Annotated in this window: 13 protein-coding genes; 5 read left to right on the top strand and 8 right to left on the bottom strand. The window is 70.9% G+C overall.

Going from position 1 to position 14694, the window contains the following annotated elements:
* Window positions 1-36 precede the first annotated feature (36 nt).
* The 8 genes from ACWEOZ_RS04860 to ACWEOZ_RS04825 all read right to left on the bottom strand — a co-directional run bounded on the left by ACWEOZ_RS04860 (window position 37) and on the right by ACWEOZ_RS04825 (window position 8831).
* Window positions 37-483: a PPOX class F420-dependent oxidoreductase gene (locus ACWEOZ_RS04860; protein ID WP_451909431.1), complete on the bottom strand. Its 447-nt coding sequence runs from the start codon at window positions 481-483 to the stop codon at window positions 37-39.
* 102 nt (window positions 484-585) lie between these two features.
* Entirely contained in the window at window positions 586-1935 is a 1350-nt protein-coding gene (locus tag ACWEOZ_RS04855) for an acetyl-CoA carboxylase biotin carboxylase subunit (RefSeq protein ID WP_451909430.1), read from the bottom strand.
* A gap of 5 nt (window positions 1936-1940) precedes the next feature.
* The gene (locus tag ACWEOZ_RS04850) at window positions 1941-2417 is read right to left on the bottom strand and encodes an acetyl-CoA carboxylase biotin carboxyl carrier protein (RefSeq protein WP_451909429.1); all 477 of its coding nucleotides are present in this window, start codon (window positions 2415-2417) and stop codon (window positions 1941-1943) included.
* The gene (accA, locus tag ACWEOZ_RS04845; protein WP_451909428.1) at window positions 2410-4101 is read right to left on the bottom strand and encodes an acetyl-CoA carboxylase carboxyl transferase subunit alpha; all 1692 of its coding nucleotides are present in this window, start codon (window positions 4099-4101) and stop codon (window positions 2410-2412) included. The genes ACWEOZ_RS04850 and accA overlap by 8 nt, the downstream gene beginning before the upstream one ends.
* Before the next feature lie 44 nt (window positions 4102-4145).
* Window positions 4146-5996: an asparagine synthase (glutamine-hydrolyzing) gene (gene asnB, locus ACWEOZ_RS04840; RefSeq protein ID WP_451909427.1), complete on the bottom strand. Its 1851-nt coding sequence runs from the start codon at window positions 5994-5996 to the stop codon at window positions 4146-4148.
* A gap of 30 nt (window positions 5997-6026) precedes the next feature.
* Window positions 6027-6284, bottom strand: coding sequence for an acyl carrier protein (locus ACWEOZ_RS04835; RefSeq protein WP_451909426.1), 258 nt, complete (start codon window positions 6282-6284; stop codon window positions 6027-6029).
* A 34-nt stretch (window positions 6285-6318) separates the two neighbouring features.
* Window positions 6319-7554: a ketosynthase chain-length factor gene (locus ACWEOZ_RS04830; RefSeq protein WP_451909425.1), complete on the bottom strand. Its 1236-nt coding sequence runs from the start codon at window positions 7552-7554 to the stop codon at window positions 6319-6321.
* On the bottom strand, window positions 7551-8831 hold the full coding sequence (locus ACWEOZ_RS04825) for a beta-ketoacyl-[acyl-carrier-protein] synthase family protein (RefSeq protein ID WP_451909424.1): 1281 nt from the start codon (window positions 8829-8831) through the stop codon (window positions 7551-7553). The genes ACWEOZ_RS04830 and ACWEOZ_RS04825 overlap by 4 nt, the downstream gene beginning before the upstream one ends.
* 226 nt (window positions 8832-9057) lie before the next feature.
* Between ACWEOZ_RS04825 and ACWEOZ_RS04820 the strand changes: the two genes are divergently transcribed.
* From ACWEOZ_RS04820 to ACWEOZ_RS04800, 5 genes are read left to right on the top strand one after another with little or no spacing between them, the layout of a single operon-like run.
* Window positions 9058-10269 carry a cytochrome P450 gene (locus ACWEOZ_RS04820; protein WP_451909423.1) on the top strand — a complete coding sequence of 404 codons (1212 nt, stop codon included), beginning with the start codon at window positions 9058-9060 and terminating at the stop codon, window positions 10267-10269.
* Entirely contained in the window at window positions 10269-10847 is a 579-nt protein-coding gene (locus tag ACWEOZ_RS04815) for a flavin reductase family protein (RefSeq protein WP_451909422.1), read from the top strand. The genes ACWEOZ_RS04820 and ACWEOZ_RS04815 overlap by 1 nt, the downstream gene beginning before the upstream one ends.
* A gap of 22 nt (window positions 10848-10869) precedes the next feature.
* Window positions 10870-12198, top strand: coding sequence for a cation:proton antiporter (locus ACWEOZ_RS04810; RefSeq protein WP_451909421.1), 1329 nt, complete (start codon window positions 10870-10872; stop codon window positions 12196-12198).
* Between the two features lie 58 nt (window positions 12199-12256).
* On the top strand, window positions 12257-13906 hold the full coding sequence (locus ACWEOZ_RS04805; RefSeq protein ID WP_451909420.1) for an NAD(P)/FAD-dependent oxidoreductase: 1650 nt from the start codon (window positions 12257-12259) through the stop codon (window positions 13904-13906).
* Window positions 13903-14688: an SDR family NAD(P)-dependent oxidoreductase gene (locus ACWEOZ_RS04800; protein ID WP_451909419.1), complete on the top strand. Its 786-nt coding sequence runs from the start codon at window positions 13903-13905 to the stop codon at window positions 14686-14688. The genes ACWEOZ_RS04805 and ACWEOZ_RS04800 overlap by 4 nt, the downstream gene beginning before the upstream one ends.
* Window positions 14689-14694: the final 6 nt, after the last annotated feature.

Raw genomic sequence — 14694 nt, 5'->3', positions numbered from 1 at the left:
TCCCCCCGTCCTGTCGGTGTGGCGTGGACGGCGCGGTCAGAAGGAGGGCATGGCGAACCCGTACGAGCGGGCGACGTGCAACCGGACGACCATGCGGCGGTCCGCGACCTTCGTCCTGCGGAACTCCTCCCAGTCCGGGTGCTCGCCCTGGGTGGCGCGGTACATCTGCACCAGCTCGTCGACGGTCGCGTCATCCGGGTCCGCGGCGACCGGCGAGAGCTCCGCGGTGCACTCGCAGACGATGTACGTACCGAGGTCCTCCGTGCTCACGTAGAAGTTGGCCCGCGGATCCCGAGCCAGATTGCGGGTCTTCGCGCGTTCCTCGGTGACCGCGATCCGGATGATGCCGGCATCCTCGTCGTAGCTGTATCCGACGTTGGACATCTGCGGCCGGCCGTCGCGCTTGATGGTGACCAGGACGCCACGGCTACCGCTGCGAGCGCGCAGCAAGTCGATCAGGGGGTTCTTCTCTTCCGTCTGCATGACGAGATCCGTCCGTTCAGCGTGGTGTTCGGCGCGATCGCCGGACAATGGTCAGGAGCTGTGCTGTGCGGCGCGGGCGGGCCGCCGGGCCCGTCCCGCGCCTCAGGGCCCGGTCATGCGCGCCACCAGGCCGGTGTTGTGCCGGGCCGCGCGGAAATCCGGGTGATCGAGGACGTCGTGCAAGAACGACCGGGTCGTCGCGATGCCGGAGCCGGCGATCCGGAACTCCTCCAGTGCCCGGTGCATCCGGGCGATGGCGAGGTCCCGGTCGGCGCCCCAGGTGCAGACCTTCGCGATCATGGAGTCGTAGAACGGCGAGATGGCCAGCCCGGGCCGGCCGTGGGTGTCGACCCGGACGAATGGCCCGGCCGGTGGCCAGAACTCGGTCAGCGTCCCGGGCGCCGGCGCGAAGTCGCGGTCCGGGTTCTCGGCGTTGACCCGGCACTCGATCACGGCGCCACGGGGGACGATGTCCTGCTGGGTGTAGCCGAGCCGGCCACCGGCCGCGGTGAGCAGTTGCTCGCGGACCAGGTCGATGCCGGTGGCCAGCTCGGTCACCGGATGTTCCACCTGGATGCGGCAGTTGACCTCCATGAAGTAGAAGTGCTCGTGCTCATCCACGAGGAACTCGAACGTCCCCGCGCCCGCGTAGCCGGCAGCGAGGGCCCCCCGGACGGCGGCGGACCGGATCCGGTCGAGCAGTGCCTCGCTCAGACCCGGTGCCGGCGTCTCCTCGATCATCTTCTGATATCGCCGCTGGACGGTGCAGTCGCGCTCACCGAGATGCACGCCGTGGCCGTAGACGTCGCACAGCACCTGCACCTCGACGTGCCGCGCCCGATCCAGGAACCGCTCGAGGTAGACCCGGTTGTCGCCGAAGAACGCCTGCGCGGTGACCCGGCCCTGGTTGTACGCCTCGGCCAGTTCGTTCTCCCCGCGGGCCACCTGCATGCCGCGCCCGCCGCCACCGGCCACCGCCTTCACGATGACCGGGTAGCCGATCTCCTTCGCTTCCCGAACCGCTTGTTCGTAATCGGAAACCGGTTCCAGAGTGCCGGGCAGGACGGGCAGTCCGGCGTCCGTCATCAGCCGGCGGGCGATGGACTTGTCGCCCAGCCGCGCCAGCACGTCGGCGGGTGGGCCGATGAAGCACAGGCCCTCCTTCTCGCAGGCCTCGGCGAAGTCGGGATCCTCGGACAGGAAGCCGTACCCGGGGTGAACGGCATCCGCCCCGCTCTGCCGCGCCGCCTCCAGGATCGCCGACATGTTGAGGTAGCTCTGCTTGGCCGGGCCCGGTCCGATCTGGATGCTCTGGTCGGCGAGGTCGCCCACCGCCGAGCCGCGGTCGTCGCTGGAATGGACCGCGACGACGGCGATACCCATCTCCCGGCAGGTCCGGGCCACGCGCAGCGCGATCTCGCCACGATTGGCGATCAGCACCCTGCGGAACATGCCGCTCACGACGCCGTGATCGCGAGCAGGGGAGTGCCGTACTCGACACCGTCGCCGTCCGGCACGAGGACTGCCTCGACCCGCCCGGGCCGGTCCGCCTCGACCGGGGTCATCAGCTTCATCGCCTCGATGATGGCCACCTGCTGACCCGCCTGCACCAGGTCGCCCTCGCGGACGAACGGCGCGGATCCGGGCTGGGGACCGTGATAGAACGTGCCCACCATGGGAGAGGCGAGCACATGGGTCGCCTGCTGGCCGGCGGCGGCCGGCTCTGGTTCCGCCGGCCGTGCGGTTGCCGGTCCGGGGTGCCCGTCGGGGCCCGCCGGCGACCATTGCAGCTCCACGGCGACGGTGCCGATGCGTACCGAGACGTGTTGCAGGGACTGCGGTGCGGTGGCCATCAGCTCCAACGCATTGCGGCAGGCCGCGCCGAGCAGATGGACGTCGGGCGCAATCGCCGCTTCCTCGGGCGCGTCACTCACCTTCGTAGCCTTTCGATGCTCTGACCGGGAACGCGCGGAAGCGCCGGCGCCGCTCGTCGACGAGCCGGGCCCCGTCGCGGGGGGCCAGCTCCCGCAGGGCCGCGACGATGGCGGCGCGCAGTGACCGGGCGGCGACGGCGGGGGCCGCGCCGGTACCGTCCGCGGGTTCAGGGATGACCGCGTCGACGATCCCGTGCCGCAGCAGGTCGCGCGCACCGACGCGCAGAGCCCGGGCGGCCCGGGGTGCCTCGGCCGCGTCCTTCCAGAGGATCGACGCACAGCCCTCCGGGCTGATCACCGAGTAGACCGCGTTGCTGAAGGCGAGCACCTGGTTGGCCACGGCCAGGGCGAGGGCGCCCCCGCTGCCGCCCTCGCCGATGACGACCGAGACGATCGGCGTCGGCAGGCTGCCCATCAGCCGCAGGTTCTCGGCGATGGCATTGGCCTGCCCGCTCTCCTCCGCCTGGCGTCCCGGGTGAGCACCGGGCGTGTCCACCAGGGTGACGACGGGCAGGCCGAGCTTGGCGGCCATCCGCATCAGCCGGGCCGACTTGCGGTAGCCCGCCGGGCTGGCCATGCCGAAGTTGCGGGCGATGAGATCCGCGACGGCGTGACCCTTCTGGTGGCCGATGACCATCACCGGCATCTCACCGATGCGCGCCATCCCGCCGACGATGGCGGGGCAGTCGCCCTGCAACCGGTCACCGTGCAGTTCGACGAACTCGTCGAGGATGGTCGCGCAGTAGTCCAGGGTGGTCGGCCGCCGGAGGTCACGCGCCCGTTGCACCGACTCCCAGGCGTCCTGATCCGGCACCAGGGCGGGCTCGGAGATCCGCGGGTCGGCCACCGGAGCGGCCCGGCCGGGCACCGTGCGGCGAGCCCCGATCGACAGCAACCGGGCGAGCGTCGCGCGCAGGCCGGCCCGCGGCACCACCAGATCCAGCATGCCGTGGTCGCGGAGGAACTCGACGGTCTGGAACTCGTCCGGCAGGCGTTCGTGGGTGGTCTGCTCGATCACCCGGCGCCCGGCGAAACCCAGCCGGGCGCCGGGCTCGGCGATGATCACGTCACACACCGTGGCGTACGAGGCGGCGACCCCGCCGAAGGTCGGATCCGTCACCAGCGCGACGGTCAGGATGCCGGCCTCGTCCAGCCGGCCCAGCGCCTGGCAGGTCTTGGCCATCTGCATCAGGGCGATGGCGCCCTCCTGCATGCGCGCGCCGCCGGAGGCGGTGACGAGCAGCAGCGGGGTGCGCTCCGCCAGCGCGATCTCCGCGGCCTGAGTGATCATCTCGCCGACCGCGGCGCCCAGGCTCCCGCCGAGGAAGCGGAAGTCCATCACCGCGACGATCACGGCGTTGCCGTGGATCGCCCCGCGACAGCAGACGACCGCCTCCGCCAGCCCCGTCGCGGCCCGGGCCTCACGCAACCGCTGCGGGTACGGCTTGGCGTCGACGAAGCCGAGCGGGTCGCCGTCGGTCACCTCGAGGTCCAGCGACCGGACGCTGCCGGCGTCCAGCAGCAGATCCAGCCGCTGCCCGGCGGTGAGCCGCTGATGCTGCCCGCATTCCGGGCACACCCGCAGATTGCGCAGCAGGCGGCGTTCGTAGACGATCCGTCGGCAGGCCGTGCAGAGAACCCAGTCGGCGGCGTCCACCGCCGGGCGTTGCAGCGTTTCTGTCATCTCAGTCCTTTCCTTGCTGGCAACCGTGAACGGCAGTCCCCGGCTCAGACCTCCACGGTGACGTCGTACGCACTCAGCCAGCTGTTCAGCCAGATCGCCATCTCCAGGCCGCCGCGGTCGTACGGGAAACTGACCGCGCCGACCGGCCGCCGCACCAACCGGCGGGCCTTGTCGACGTCGAGCAGGGGCAGCACCGGCGCGTCGGGATCGGCCAGGATCGCGACGAGGTCCGCGCGCAGAGCCCGTTCGTAGGCCGGGTCCTGGGTCGCCGGGTACGGCGTCTTGGCCCGCTGCGCGACGGACGCCGGGATCAGGTCGCCCGCGGCCGCCCGGAGCAGACTCTTCTCCCGCCCGTCGAACGACTTCATCGACCACGGCGTGTTGAACACGTACTCGACCAGCCGGTGGTCGCAGAAGGGGACCCGCACCTCCAGTCCCACCGCCATGCTCATCCGGTCCTTGCGGTCGAGCAGGGTCTGCACGAAGCGAGTGAGGTTGAGATAGGTCATCTCGCGCATCCGCCGCTCGCGCGGGTCGTCGCCGGCCAGCTTCGGCACCTCGGTCAGCGCCTCGTGGTAGCGGGCGAGGCGGTATCCCGGAATGTCGAGCTTCTCCTTGAAGCCGGCCTCCAGCAGGCTGAGCCCGCCGAAGTAGCGCGCCGAGCCCGAGGTGAGCCAGGGGAACGTGTCGCCGTGCACGGCGCGCGGGTTGTGGAACCACCGGTAGCCGCCGAACAACTCGTCCGCCGACTCGCCGGAGAGCGCCACCGTGGAGTGCCGGCGGATGGCCCGGGCGAGCAGGTACAACGACTGCCACATGTCGCCCCAGTACGCCGGCGGGACGTCGGTCGCCCGCAGCACCGCGGCGCGGACCGCCGGGTCGTTCAGGTCGCCGCTGTCCAGCAGCACCTCGGTGTGCCGGGCGCCGACGTGCGCCACCAGATCCCGGACGAACGGCGCGTCCGGCGACCCGCGTACGGCGTCCACCGCGAAGTTCTCGCCGGCGTCGCGGAAGTCGACCGAGAACGAATTGATCGGGCCCTTGCCCTGCCCGCGCAGAGTCCGGGCGGCGAGCGAGGTGATCACCGATGAGTCCAGGCCACCGGAGAGCAATGTGCAGACCGGCACGTCGGCGATCAGTTGCCGGGCGACAGTGTCCTCCAGCAGCCCCCGGACCGTGCGGATGGTCGTCGGCAGGTCGTCGGCGTGTTCGCGGGCCGTCAGGCTCCAGTACCGCCGGTGCCGCAGACCCGTCCGCCGGACCGAGACGGTGTGCCCGGGCCGTACCTCGTGCATACCGCGGAAGGCGGCGCTACCGGGAGTCTTGACCATGTCGAGGATCTCGCGCAGGCAGTCCGCGTCGGCCCGGCGTGGCACCGACGGGTGCGCGAGAATCGCCTTGGGCTCAGAACCGAACAACACGCCGTCCGGCGTCGGGAAGTAGAAGAGCGGTTTCACTCCCATCCGGTCGCGTACCAGCAGCAGCTCCTGTGCCCGCTCGTCCCAGACGGCCAGCGCGAACATGCCGTTCAGTCGTTCGGCGAAGCCGTCCCGCCACTGCAGATACGCGCGCAGCACGACCTCGGTGTCGCTGTCGGTGCGAAACCGGTGGCCGTACGACTGCAACTCCCTGCGCAGCTCTCGGTAGTTGTAGATCTCGCCGCAGAAGGTGAGCACCACCGGCTGCCCGCCCGGGTCCTCGGCGATCATGGGTTGCGCGCCCCCGTCGAGGTCGATGATCGCGAGCCGCCGGTGGCCGAGGGCCGCGGGGCCGGCCAGCCACGATCCCTCGGCGTCGGGCCCCCGGCAGGCCATCGTCGCGGTCATCCTGTCGACGATCGCTCGTTGGTCGGCGAGGTCACGGGTGAAGTTCACCCAGCCGGTGATTCCGCACATGTCGCCTCCTTTCCGCCGTCGCCGGGGCTGTCAGACGGTCTGCGCGAGAGCTTGGTTGACCTTGGCGAGCAACTCGCGGGGCGACTTGGCCTCGGCCACCGTGTCGTCGGCGAGCTTGATCGAGAAGTCGCGCTCGATCCGGCTCACGGTGTTGAACAGAGCCAGCGAGTCGTAGCCCAGGTCGTCGAAATGCGCGTCGGTGATGTCGCCTTCAAGGTCGACTGCCTCGTCCTCGCCCGCGCACTCGCGCAGCAGCTGGACCAGAACGTCGAGAGTGAGCTCGGCCATTGTCGGTTCCTTCCGGTTGTTCGGGCAGGTGATGTCATCGAGGCGAGGGTCCGGTGACGACCATCGCCGAGTTGTGTCCGCCGTAGCCGCGGGCCACGACGAGAGCGGTCGACAGGGGCGCCGAGCGGGGCCGGCCCAGGACCAGGTCGAGGTCGTCCCCGGCCGGCCGGTCGACGTTGACGGTGGGCGGTATGACACCGTCTCGGATGGCGAGCAGGGCGGTCGCCAGATCGAGCGCGGACCCACCGCCCAGCAATCGGCCGGTCATGGTCTTCGGCGCCGTCACCGGCACCGCTCCCGGGCCGAAGACCCCGGCGAGCGTCCGCGCCTCCGCCCGGTCGAGGTCAGGCACCCCGCTCGCGTCGGCGAACACCACGTCCACGTCGCGCGGGCGGATCCCCGCGTCGTCGAGGGCCAGTTCGATGGCGCGCCGCAGACCGGGCGGCCGGGCCGACCCGGGAGGCGGGTCGAAGGTCGCGGCATAACCGGCGATCTCCCCGTAGCGTCGTCCGCCGGCCGCCGCCGGGTGCTGGAGGATCAGGTAGGCGCCGCCCTCGCCCGGCGCGTGGCCGGCCGCGGCGACATCGAAGGGCAGGTACGCGCGCCGTGGATCGCCGTCCGTGCTGAGGTGACCCGACCGCATGCGGCACAGCCACGACCACGGCGACAACGAGCCGTCCACGCCTCCGGTCACCATGAGCTCGGTACCGGAGCGGACATGGCGGCGGGCCTTCGCGACACAGTCCAGGCCGCCGGCCTGCTCGGTCACCAGCGTCCCGCCGGGACCGCGGATGTCGTGGCGAATGGAGATCTGGCCCGTGTTGACCGGGTAGAACCAGGCGAAGGACTGGTAGGCGCTCACGTAGGCGCTGCCCTGGCTCCACAGGGCCTGCAGCTCGCGTTGACCGAACTCGAAGCCGCCACCCGAGGCAGCGGTCACCACCCCGGCCGAGAAGTCGGGCATGGACCCGGGCTCGGCACCCGCATCGGCGAGCGCCTCCTCGGCGGCGATCAGGGCGAGCCGGGTCATGTGGTCCGTTTGGGGCAGCAGCCGGCTCGGCAGGTACGCCGCGGCGTCGATGGTGACCTCACCCGCGATCCGGGCGGAGTAGCGCGTGGCGTCGAACCGGCTGACCGGGGCCAGGCCGCTGACGCCCCGCAGCGTCGCCGCCCAGTACCCCTCGACCCCGACCCCGTTGGGTGCGATCACGCCCAGGCCGGTGACCACGGGCCGTACGCCGGCCGGGCCGGCCGCCGCTGCCGGGCTCACTGTCCGTCCCGGTCAGCTTTGGCGAGCACCATGGCGCTCTGGAATCCCCCGAAGCCGCTGGCCACGCTGAGCGCGACGCCGACGGGCTGGGCCCGCGCCACCAGCGGCACGTAGTCCAGGTCGCATTCGGGATCCGGGGTGTGCAGGTTCGCGGTCGGCGGGATCACCGCATGCTCGATGGCGAGAACGCAGGCGGCGACCTCGAGGGCACAGATCGCACCCAGGGAGTGGCCGATCATGGACTTGATCGAGCTGACCGGGGTCGAGTACGCATGGTGGCCCAGGCTCGCCTTGATCGCCGCCGTCTCGTGCCGGTCGTTCTGCTTGGTCGCCGAACCGTGCGCGTTCACGTAGTCGATACCGGCCGGGTCGATCCGGGATCGGACCAGCGCGGCCCGGATGGCGTCGGCCATCTCCCGGCCGTCCGACCGCAGGCCGGTCATGCTGTACGCGTTGCACCGCGACGCGTGCCCGGTGATCTCCGCGTAGATGTGCGCGCCGCGCCGCCGGGCGTGACCGAGCTCCTCGAGGACCAGCACAGCCGCCCCCTCGCCCAGGACGAAACCGTTGCGGGTGAGATCGAACGGCCGCGACGCGGTGGCCGGGTCGTCGTTGCGCGGCGAGGTCGCCTTGATCGCGTCGAAGCAGGCCACCGTGATCGGCGAGATCGCCGCGTCGGAGGCCCCGGCCACCATGACGTCGGCCTCGGCGTCCTCGATCAGGTCGACAGCGTGGCCGAGGACATCGATACCCGAGGTGCACCCGGTGGACACGATGCCGACAGGCCCCTCCGCCTCGACCAGCCAGGCGACCTCGGCCGCCATCGAGGAGGGCAGGAAGTAGTCGTACAGGTAGGGCAGGCCGTGCGCCTCGTCCACCAGCCAGCTCCGGCCCTGATCGCTCACCACGGCGTACTCGCGGTCCAGGCTCATGGTCATCCCGCAGGCCGTGCCCATCATGACGCCGGTCCGGGTCGGATCCACCTCGCCGAGCACGCCGCTGTCGCCCAGCGCCTCCCGGGCCGCCACCACGGCGAACTGGGTGGTCCGGTCCCAGCGGCGGATCTGGCGCTGGGTCAGGCCGGCGGCACTGGCGTCGAAGTCACACTCCGCGGCGATGCGGGACCGGAACTGGGTCGCATCGAACGTCGAGATCGCCCGCGTGGCGGTCCGGCCGGCGGTCAGCAGGTCCCAGAACTGCTTGGTGCCGACACCTCCCGGCGCCACGACGCCGATCCCGGTCACCACGACGCGACGGCGGTCCCCGACTGCACGCATGCTGTCCCCCTTCTGGCACCGTCCGGTGGCGGCCGCTTGCGGCCGTCGAGGTCCGACAGTTGCCTTCCCCGCTCGAGAGAGCGTCGAGGTCCGTTGGTCGTGCGCGTTCTCCGCCGATCCTCGAGCCACCCTCCGGACGCCGTTGTGATGCTCGGCCGGTCCACCCCGCGGACGGCCGGGCCGCCGCGCAACGCCGGGCAGCACTCGGCCGAGGAGCGAATCGCAGATGAGTGAAGAGCACGGGGGAACACCGACCTTCCCCATGCGGCGTGAGTCGTTGATCGGGCCACCCGCCGCATACGAACGCCTGCGGGCCAGGTGTCCCGTCGCCAAGGTGCGGCTCACCAACGGTCAGGAGGTCTGGGCGGTGACCGGGCACGCCGAGGCGCGCGCCGCGCTGACCGACCCCCGGGTCAGCTCGCAGACGGAGAGCGAGGGCTCGCCGTTCATCGACGACGGCGGTCCGAAGATGAACCGGCCGGCCGGCTTCTTCGTCGACATGGACGCCCCGGAGCACACCCGGTTCCGCCGGCTGCTGGCCGGGGAGTTCACGGCGGAGCGGGTGGAACGGCTCCGGCCGGCGATCCAGGCGGCGGTGGACGGCCTCATCGACGACATGCTGCGCGGCCGGCCCCCGATCGATCTGGTCGAGGCGTACGCGCTGCCGGTGCCGTCCATCGTGATCTGCCGGATTCTCGGCGTCCCGTACGAGGACCACGAGTTCTTCCAGTCCCGCACGCGGGTGGCGGTCTCGCAGTCGCGTGATCCCCAGGAACGTGGCGCCGCGGTCCAGGACGTCCGGAACTACCTGGACAAGCTGATCTCCGAGAAGCGGCGGCAGCCGACCGACGACCTGATCGGCCGGTTGGCCCACGGCCGTGGCGGCCAGGCCGCCGAGCTGACGCACGACGAACTGCTCGGCGTCTCCTACCTACTGCTGGTCGCGGGGCACGAGACGACCGCCAACATGATCTCCCTCGGCGTCGCCACCCTGCTGTCGCATCCCGCGCAACTCGCCGCCCTGCGCGCGGACCCGTCGCTGCTGGGCAACACCGTCGAAGAACTCCTGCGGCTGCATTCCATCGCGGACGCCGCCACCGCCGCCCGGGTGGCCAAGGCCGACCTGGAGCTCGCCGGCACGACGATCCGCGCAGGCGACGGCCTGCTGGTGCTCGGCGCGGCGGCCGACCACGACCCGGCGGCCTATCCCGAGCCGGGAACGTTCGACATCCGGCGCCCGACCGCCCGGCACCTCGGCTTCGGCGCCGGTCCGCACCAGTGTCTCGGCAAGAACCTCGCCCGGGCAGAACTGGAGATCGCGTACCGGACGCTGCTGGCCCGCGTACCGGACCTGCGGCTCGCGGTCGCCGCGGAGGACCTCCCGATCAAGGCCGACGCCTCCGTGTACGGCCTGGACGCGCTGCCGGTGACGTGGTGATGACCGCGCGCACCCGGATCCTTCTCGACACCGCAACGGCGGCCGACTGCGTGGACGACGTCACCTTCCGCACCATCATGGGGGCTCTGCCCTCAGGTGTCGCGGTCGTCACCACGCTGGACGACGACGGTCAGCCGCTGGGCGTGACCTGCAGCGCCACATGCAGCGTCTCCCAGACGCCGGCATTGCTGCTGGTCTGCCTCAACAACCGCAGCCGGGTGCTGAAGGCCCTGCTGGAGCGCGGGGCGTTCATCGTCAACGTGCTGCAGGCCCATCGCGAGACCACCTCCTCGCTGTTCGCGTCCCCGATCACCGACCGTTTCACCTCGGTCGTCTGGCAGCCGAGCCGCCGCGGTGCCCTGCCCTGGCTGCCGTTCGACACCGTGGCCTTCGCCGAGTGCCGGGTGGTGGAGTCGATCGAGGCGGGTGATCACCACGTGGTCATCGGGGCCATCGTCGACGGCGGTCACACCGCCGAGGACCGTGGGGCGCTCATGTACTGGCGCCGGCAGTACGGCCACTGGCCGGTCGACGACGAACCGGGACTGGCGGCCATGACGGTCGCCGCCGAAGGCTGACCCGACCTCCTCCGGAGCGACCATGCCCATCATTGCGCCCATTCCCGCCCACTCCCTGCTCCTGCTGCTGTTGCAGGTGGGCCTGCTCCTGCTGCTCGCCGTGGTGCTCGGCCGCCTGGCGATGCGGCTGCGGATGCCGGCCCTCGTCGGTGAACTGACGGCCGGCCTGCTCATCGGTCCCACTGTGCTGGGCAACTCCGCGCCGGACCTGTCCCGGTGGCTGTTCCCGGCCGGCGGGGAGCAGTTCCACCTGCTCGATTCCGTCGGCTCGTTCGGCGTGCTGCTGCTGGTCGGGGTCACCGGCATCGAGCTCGACCTCGGGATGGTGCGCCGGCAGGGCCTGACGGCCGCCCGGATCAGCGCGTTCGGACTGGTCATCCCGCTCTCCCTCGGCATCGCCACCGGATTCCTGGTGCCCCGCTCCCTGCTGTCCGGCGGGACGCAGCCGACGGTCTTCGCGCTGTTCCTCGGCACGGCGATGTGCGTCAGCGCCATCCCGGTGATCGCGAAGACGCTCGCGGACATGAACCTGGTGCACCGCAACGTCGGCCAGCTGACCCTCGCCGCCGGCATGGCCGACGACGCGGTCGGCTGGGTCCTGCTGTCGGTGGTGTCGGCGATGGCCACGACCGGGCTGCGCACCCAGGACTGGCTGTCGTCGGTCGGCTACCTGGCTCTCGTCGGCGTGATGGCCCTGGTCATCGGCCGCCCAGTCGTGGGTCGGGTGATGGGCTGGGCCGGCCGCACCGGGGAACCCGGGCCACCGATCGCCCTCGCGACGATCGTGATCGTGCTCAGCGGGGCGGCCACCCAGGCGATGGGCCTCGAGGCGGTGTTCGGCGCCTTCATCGGCGGCATCCTCGTCGGTACGAACCGCGACCTGGACCGCGGGCGGCTCATGCCGCTGCGCACCGTCGTGATGGCGGTCCTGGCCCCGATCTTCTTCGCCACCGCGGGGCTCCGGGTCGATCTCGGGGCGCTCGGCACCTGGGGCGTGCTGCTCACCGCCGTGGTCGTGCTGCTGGTGGCGATCGTCGGCAAGTTCGTCGGTGCGTTCGCCGGGGCGCTGCTGAGCGGCCTCAACCGGTGGGAGGCCCTGGCCCTGGGCGCGGGCATGAACGCCCGCGGCGTCGTCGAGATCGTGGTGGCCATGGTGGGCCTGCGGCTCGGGGTCCTGACTCCCACGACGTACACGATCATCGTGCTGGTCGCGGTGGTCACCTCGCTGATGGCGCCGCCGTTGCTGCGCGTCGCGGTCCGCAACATCGAGCAGACCGCCGAGGAGGACCTGCGGCAGACGGCGAACGCGGGCCTGATCGGAGCGAGCGGCAGCAGGCTCCACTCCCAGTAGCGCCCGCCGGGGCGCGACGCCCCGGCCCGGCGCCCGACAAAGAGAAAGGCACGGTGTCATGCAGCGCGACGACAACAAGCCGTACGACGTAGTGATCATCGGGACAGGTCTGTCCGGAACGATGCTGGGCGCCATCCTGGCTCGCCACAAGTTCCGGGTCCTGCTTCTGGACGGCACGCAACACCCCCGCTTCGCGGTCGGTGAGTCGACCATCGGGCAGACGCTGTTCCTGCTCAAGCTGATCGCCGACCGGTACGGCGTACCCGAGATCGGCCACCTGGGCAGTTTCGCCGACGTGATGAAGAACGTCGGCGGCTCGCACGGCAAGAAGAGCAACTTCGGCTTCATGATCCATCGCGACGGCGAGGAGCCCGACCCGCGCGAGACCAACATGTTCCAACTGCTCGAGGTCACCGGCAACGCCGCGCACTTCTTCCGCCAGGACACCGACGCGTACATGTTCCACACGGCGGTCAAGTACGGCTGCGACGCCCGGCAGAACTACCGGGTCGACTCCATCGACCTGCAGCCGGACGCGGTGACCGTGGTGGGTGCGGACGGAACGTCCTACACCGCCCGCTATCTGGTCGACGCCAGCGGCTTCCGCTCACCCCTGGCCCGCCAGCTCGATCTGCGCGAGAACCCCAGCCGGCTCAAGCACCACGCCCGGTCGATATTCACGCACATGGTCGGTGTGGACCCGATCGACGACCACCTCCGGCACGGGCCGGCGGACCGCCCGCCGGTGCCCTGGAACGAGGGCACCATGCACCACATGTTCGAGCGGGGCTGGATGTGGATCATCCCGTTCAACAACCACCCCGGCGCGACCAACCCGCTGTGCAGCGTCGGGCTCCAGCTCGACCCCCGCCGGTATCCGATGGAGAAGGGGCTCAGCCCTGAGGAGGAGTTCTTCAAACACGCCAACCGGTTCCCCGCGGTCAAGCGGCAACTCGCCAACGCCCGCAGCGTCCGCGAATGGATCAGCACCGACCGGATGCAGTACTCGTCGCGGCAGACCATCGGGCACCGCTGGTGCCTGATGTCGCACGCGGCGGGGTTCATCGACCCGCTCTTCTCCCGCGGCCTCTCCAACACCTGCGAGATCATCAACACCCTCTCCTGGCGGCTCATCGACGCTCTGCGCGCCGACGACTTCTCCCACGAGCGGTTCGCCTACGTCGAGGAGCTGGAGCAGGGACTGCTCGACTACAACGACAAGCTCGTCGACTGCTCGTTCATCTCGTTCGCCAACTACGACCTCTGGAACGCGGTCTTCCGCACCTGGGTCGCGGCCAGTGCCATCGGGGGCAAGCGTTTCGTGAACGCCCTCGGGATGACGAAGAAGACCGGTGACGACTCCTACTGCCGCCGGCTGGACGACACCAAGTACCCGGGACTGTGGTGGCCGACCGACTTCTACGCCGGGTTGTTCACCGAGCTCGACAACTACTGCCAGGCGGTCCACGAGGGCGACCTGGACGCGCAGGCGGCCGCTGACACGCTCCTGGAGCAGATCCGGTCCTCGGACTGGATGTTCCCGCAGCTGGACCTCGACCGGCCGGAGGTGCGGTTCATCAGCCCCACCGAGGCCAAGATGAAGCAGGTCGCGGCCTGGGCCGCCGCGCATCCCCGGCCGGAGATCCGGGAACTGCTCGCCGCGACTCCCGCCCAGGTCAAGGCCACGCTCACCGAAGAGCCCCGATGAACGCCGGCCCGGCCCCGACCGCCCTGGTCACCGGGGCGACCAGCGGCATCGGCCTGGAGGTGACCAGACGGCTGGCCGCCCGCGGCATGCGCGTCTTCCTCTGCGCCCGGACTGCCGAGAACGTCACCGCGACCGTCAAGGAACTGCGGGCGCAAGGCCTGGAGGTGGACGGGAGCCCGGCCGACGTGCGCTCCCGCGAGTCCGTCGAGCGCCTCGTCCGGACGGCCGTCGACCGGTACGGCCCGATCAGCGTGCTGGTCAACAACGCCGGCCGCAACGGCGGCGGGGTGACCGCGCAGATCACCGACGAGCTCTGGTACGACGTCATCGACACCAACCTCAACAGCGTCTTCCTGGTGACCCGGGCTGTGCTCACCGACGGGAAGATGGGCACGGCACCCACCGGACGGGTCATCAACATCGCCTCGACCGGTGGCAAGCAGGGCGTACCGCTGGGCGCCCCCTACTCGGCCGCCAAGAGTGGCGTCATCGGTTTCACCAAGGCGCTGGCCAAGGAGCTGGCCAAGACCGGCATCACGGTCAACGCCGTGTGCCCGGGTTACGTGGAGACCCCGATGGCGGTGCGGGTCCGGCAGGCTTACGCGACCACGTGGAACACCACCGAGGAGGACGTGCTCGGCCGGTTCAACGACAAGATCCCGCTGGGCCGCTACTCCACCCCCGACGAGGTGGCCGGTCTCGTCGATTACCTGGCCACCGACACCGCCGCGTCGATCACCGCCCAGGCACTCAACGTCTGCGGGGGCCTGAGCAGCTACTGATCAGCG

It is taken from the genome of Actinoplanes sp. NPDC004185 (genome assembly GCF_053603475.1).
This window is presented reverse-complemented; position numbering and strand designations above follow the sequence as displayed.

Bases quoted from the DNA above. Each gene is read 5' to 3' on its own strand.
- ACWEOZ_RS04860 (WP_451909431.1), bottom strand. From the start codon at position 483: ATGCAGACGGAAGAGAAGAACCCCCTGATCGACTTGCTGCGCGCTCGC.
- ACWEOZ_RS04855 (WP_451909430.1), bottom strand. From the start codon at position 1,935: ATGTTCCGCAGGGTGCTGATCGCCAATCGTGGCGAGATCGCGCTGCGC.
- accA (WP_451909428.1), bottom strand. From the start codon at position 4,101: ATGACAGAAACGCTGCAACGCCCGGCGGTGGACGCCGCCGACTGGGTT.
- asnB (WP_451909427.1), bottom strand. From the start codon at position 5,996: ATGTGCGGAATCACCGGCTGGGTGAACTTCACCCGTGACCTCGCCGAC.
- ACWEOZ_RS04835 (WP_451909426.1), bottom strand. From the start codon at position 6,284: ATGGCCGAGCTCACTCTCGACGTTCTGGTCCAGCTGCTGCGCGAGTGC.
- ACWEOZ_RS04825 (WP_451909424.1), bottom strand. From the start codon at position 8,831: ATGCGTGCAGTCGGGGACCGCCGTCGCGTCGTGGTGACCGGGATCGGC.
- ACWEOZ_RS04820 (WP_451909423.1), top strand. From the start codon at position 9,058: ATGAGTGAAGAGCACGGGGGAACACCGACCTTCCCCATGCGGCGTGAG.
- ACWEOZ_RS04815 (WP_451909422.1), top strand. From the start codon at position 10,269: ATGACCGCGCGCACCCGGATCCTTCTCGACACCGCAACGGCGGCCGAC.
- ACWEOZ_RS04810 (WP_451909421.1), top strand. From the start codon at position 10,870: ATGCCCATCATTGCGCCCATTCCCGCCCACTCCCTGCTCCTGCTGCTG.
- ACWEOZ_RS04805 (WP_451909420.1), top strand. From the start codon at position 12,257: ATGCAGCGCGACGACAACAAGCCGTACGACGTAGTGATCATCGGGACA.
- ACWEOZ_RS04800 (WP_451909419.1), top strand. From the start codon at position 13,903: ATGAACGCCGGCCCGGCCCCGACCGCCCTGGTCACCGGGGCGACCAGC.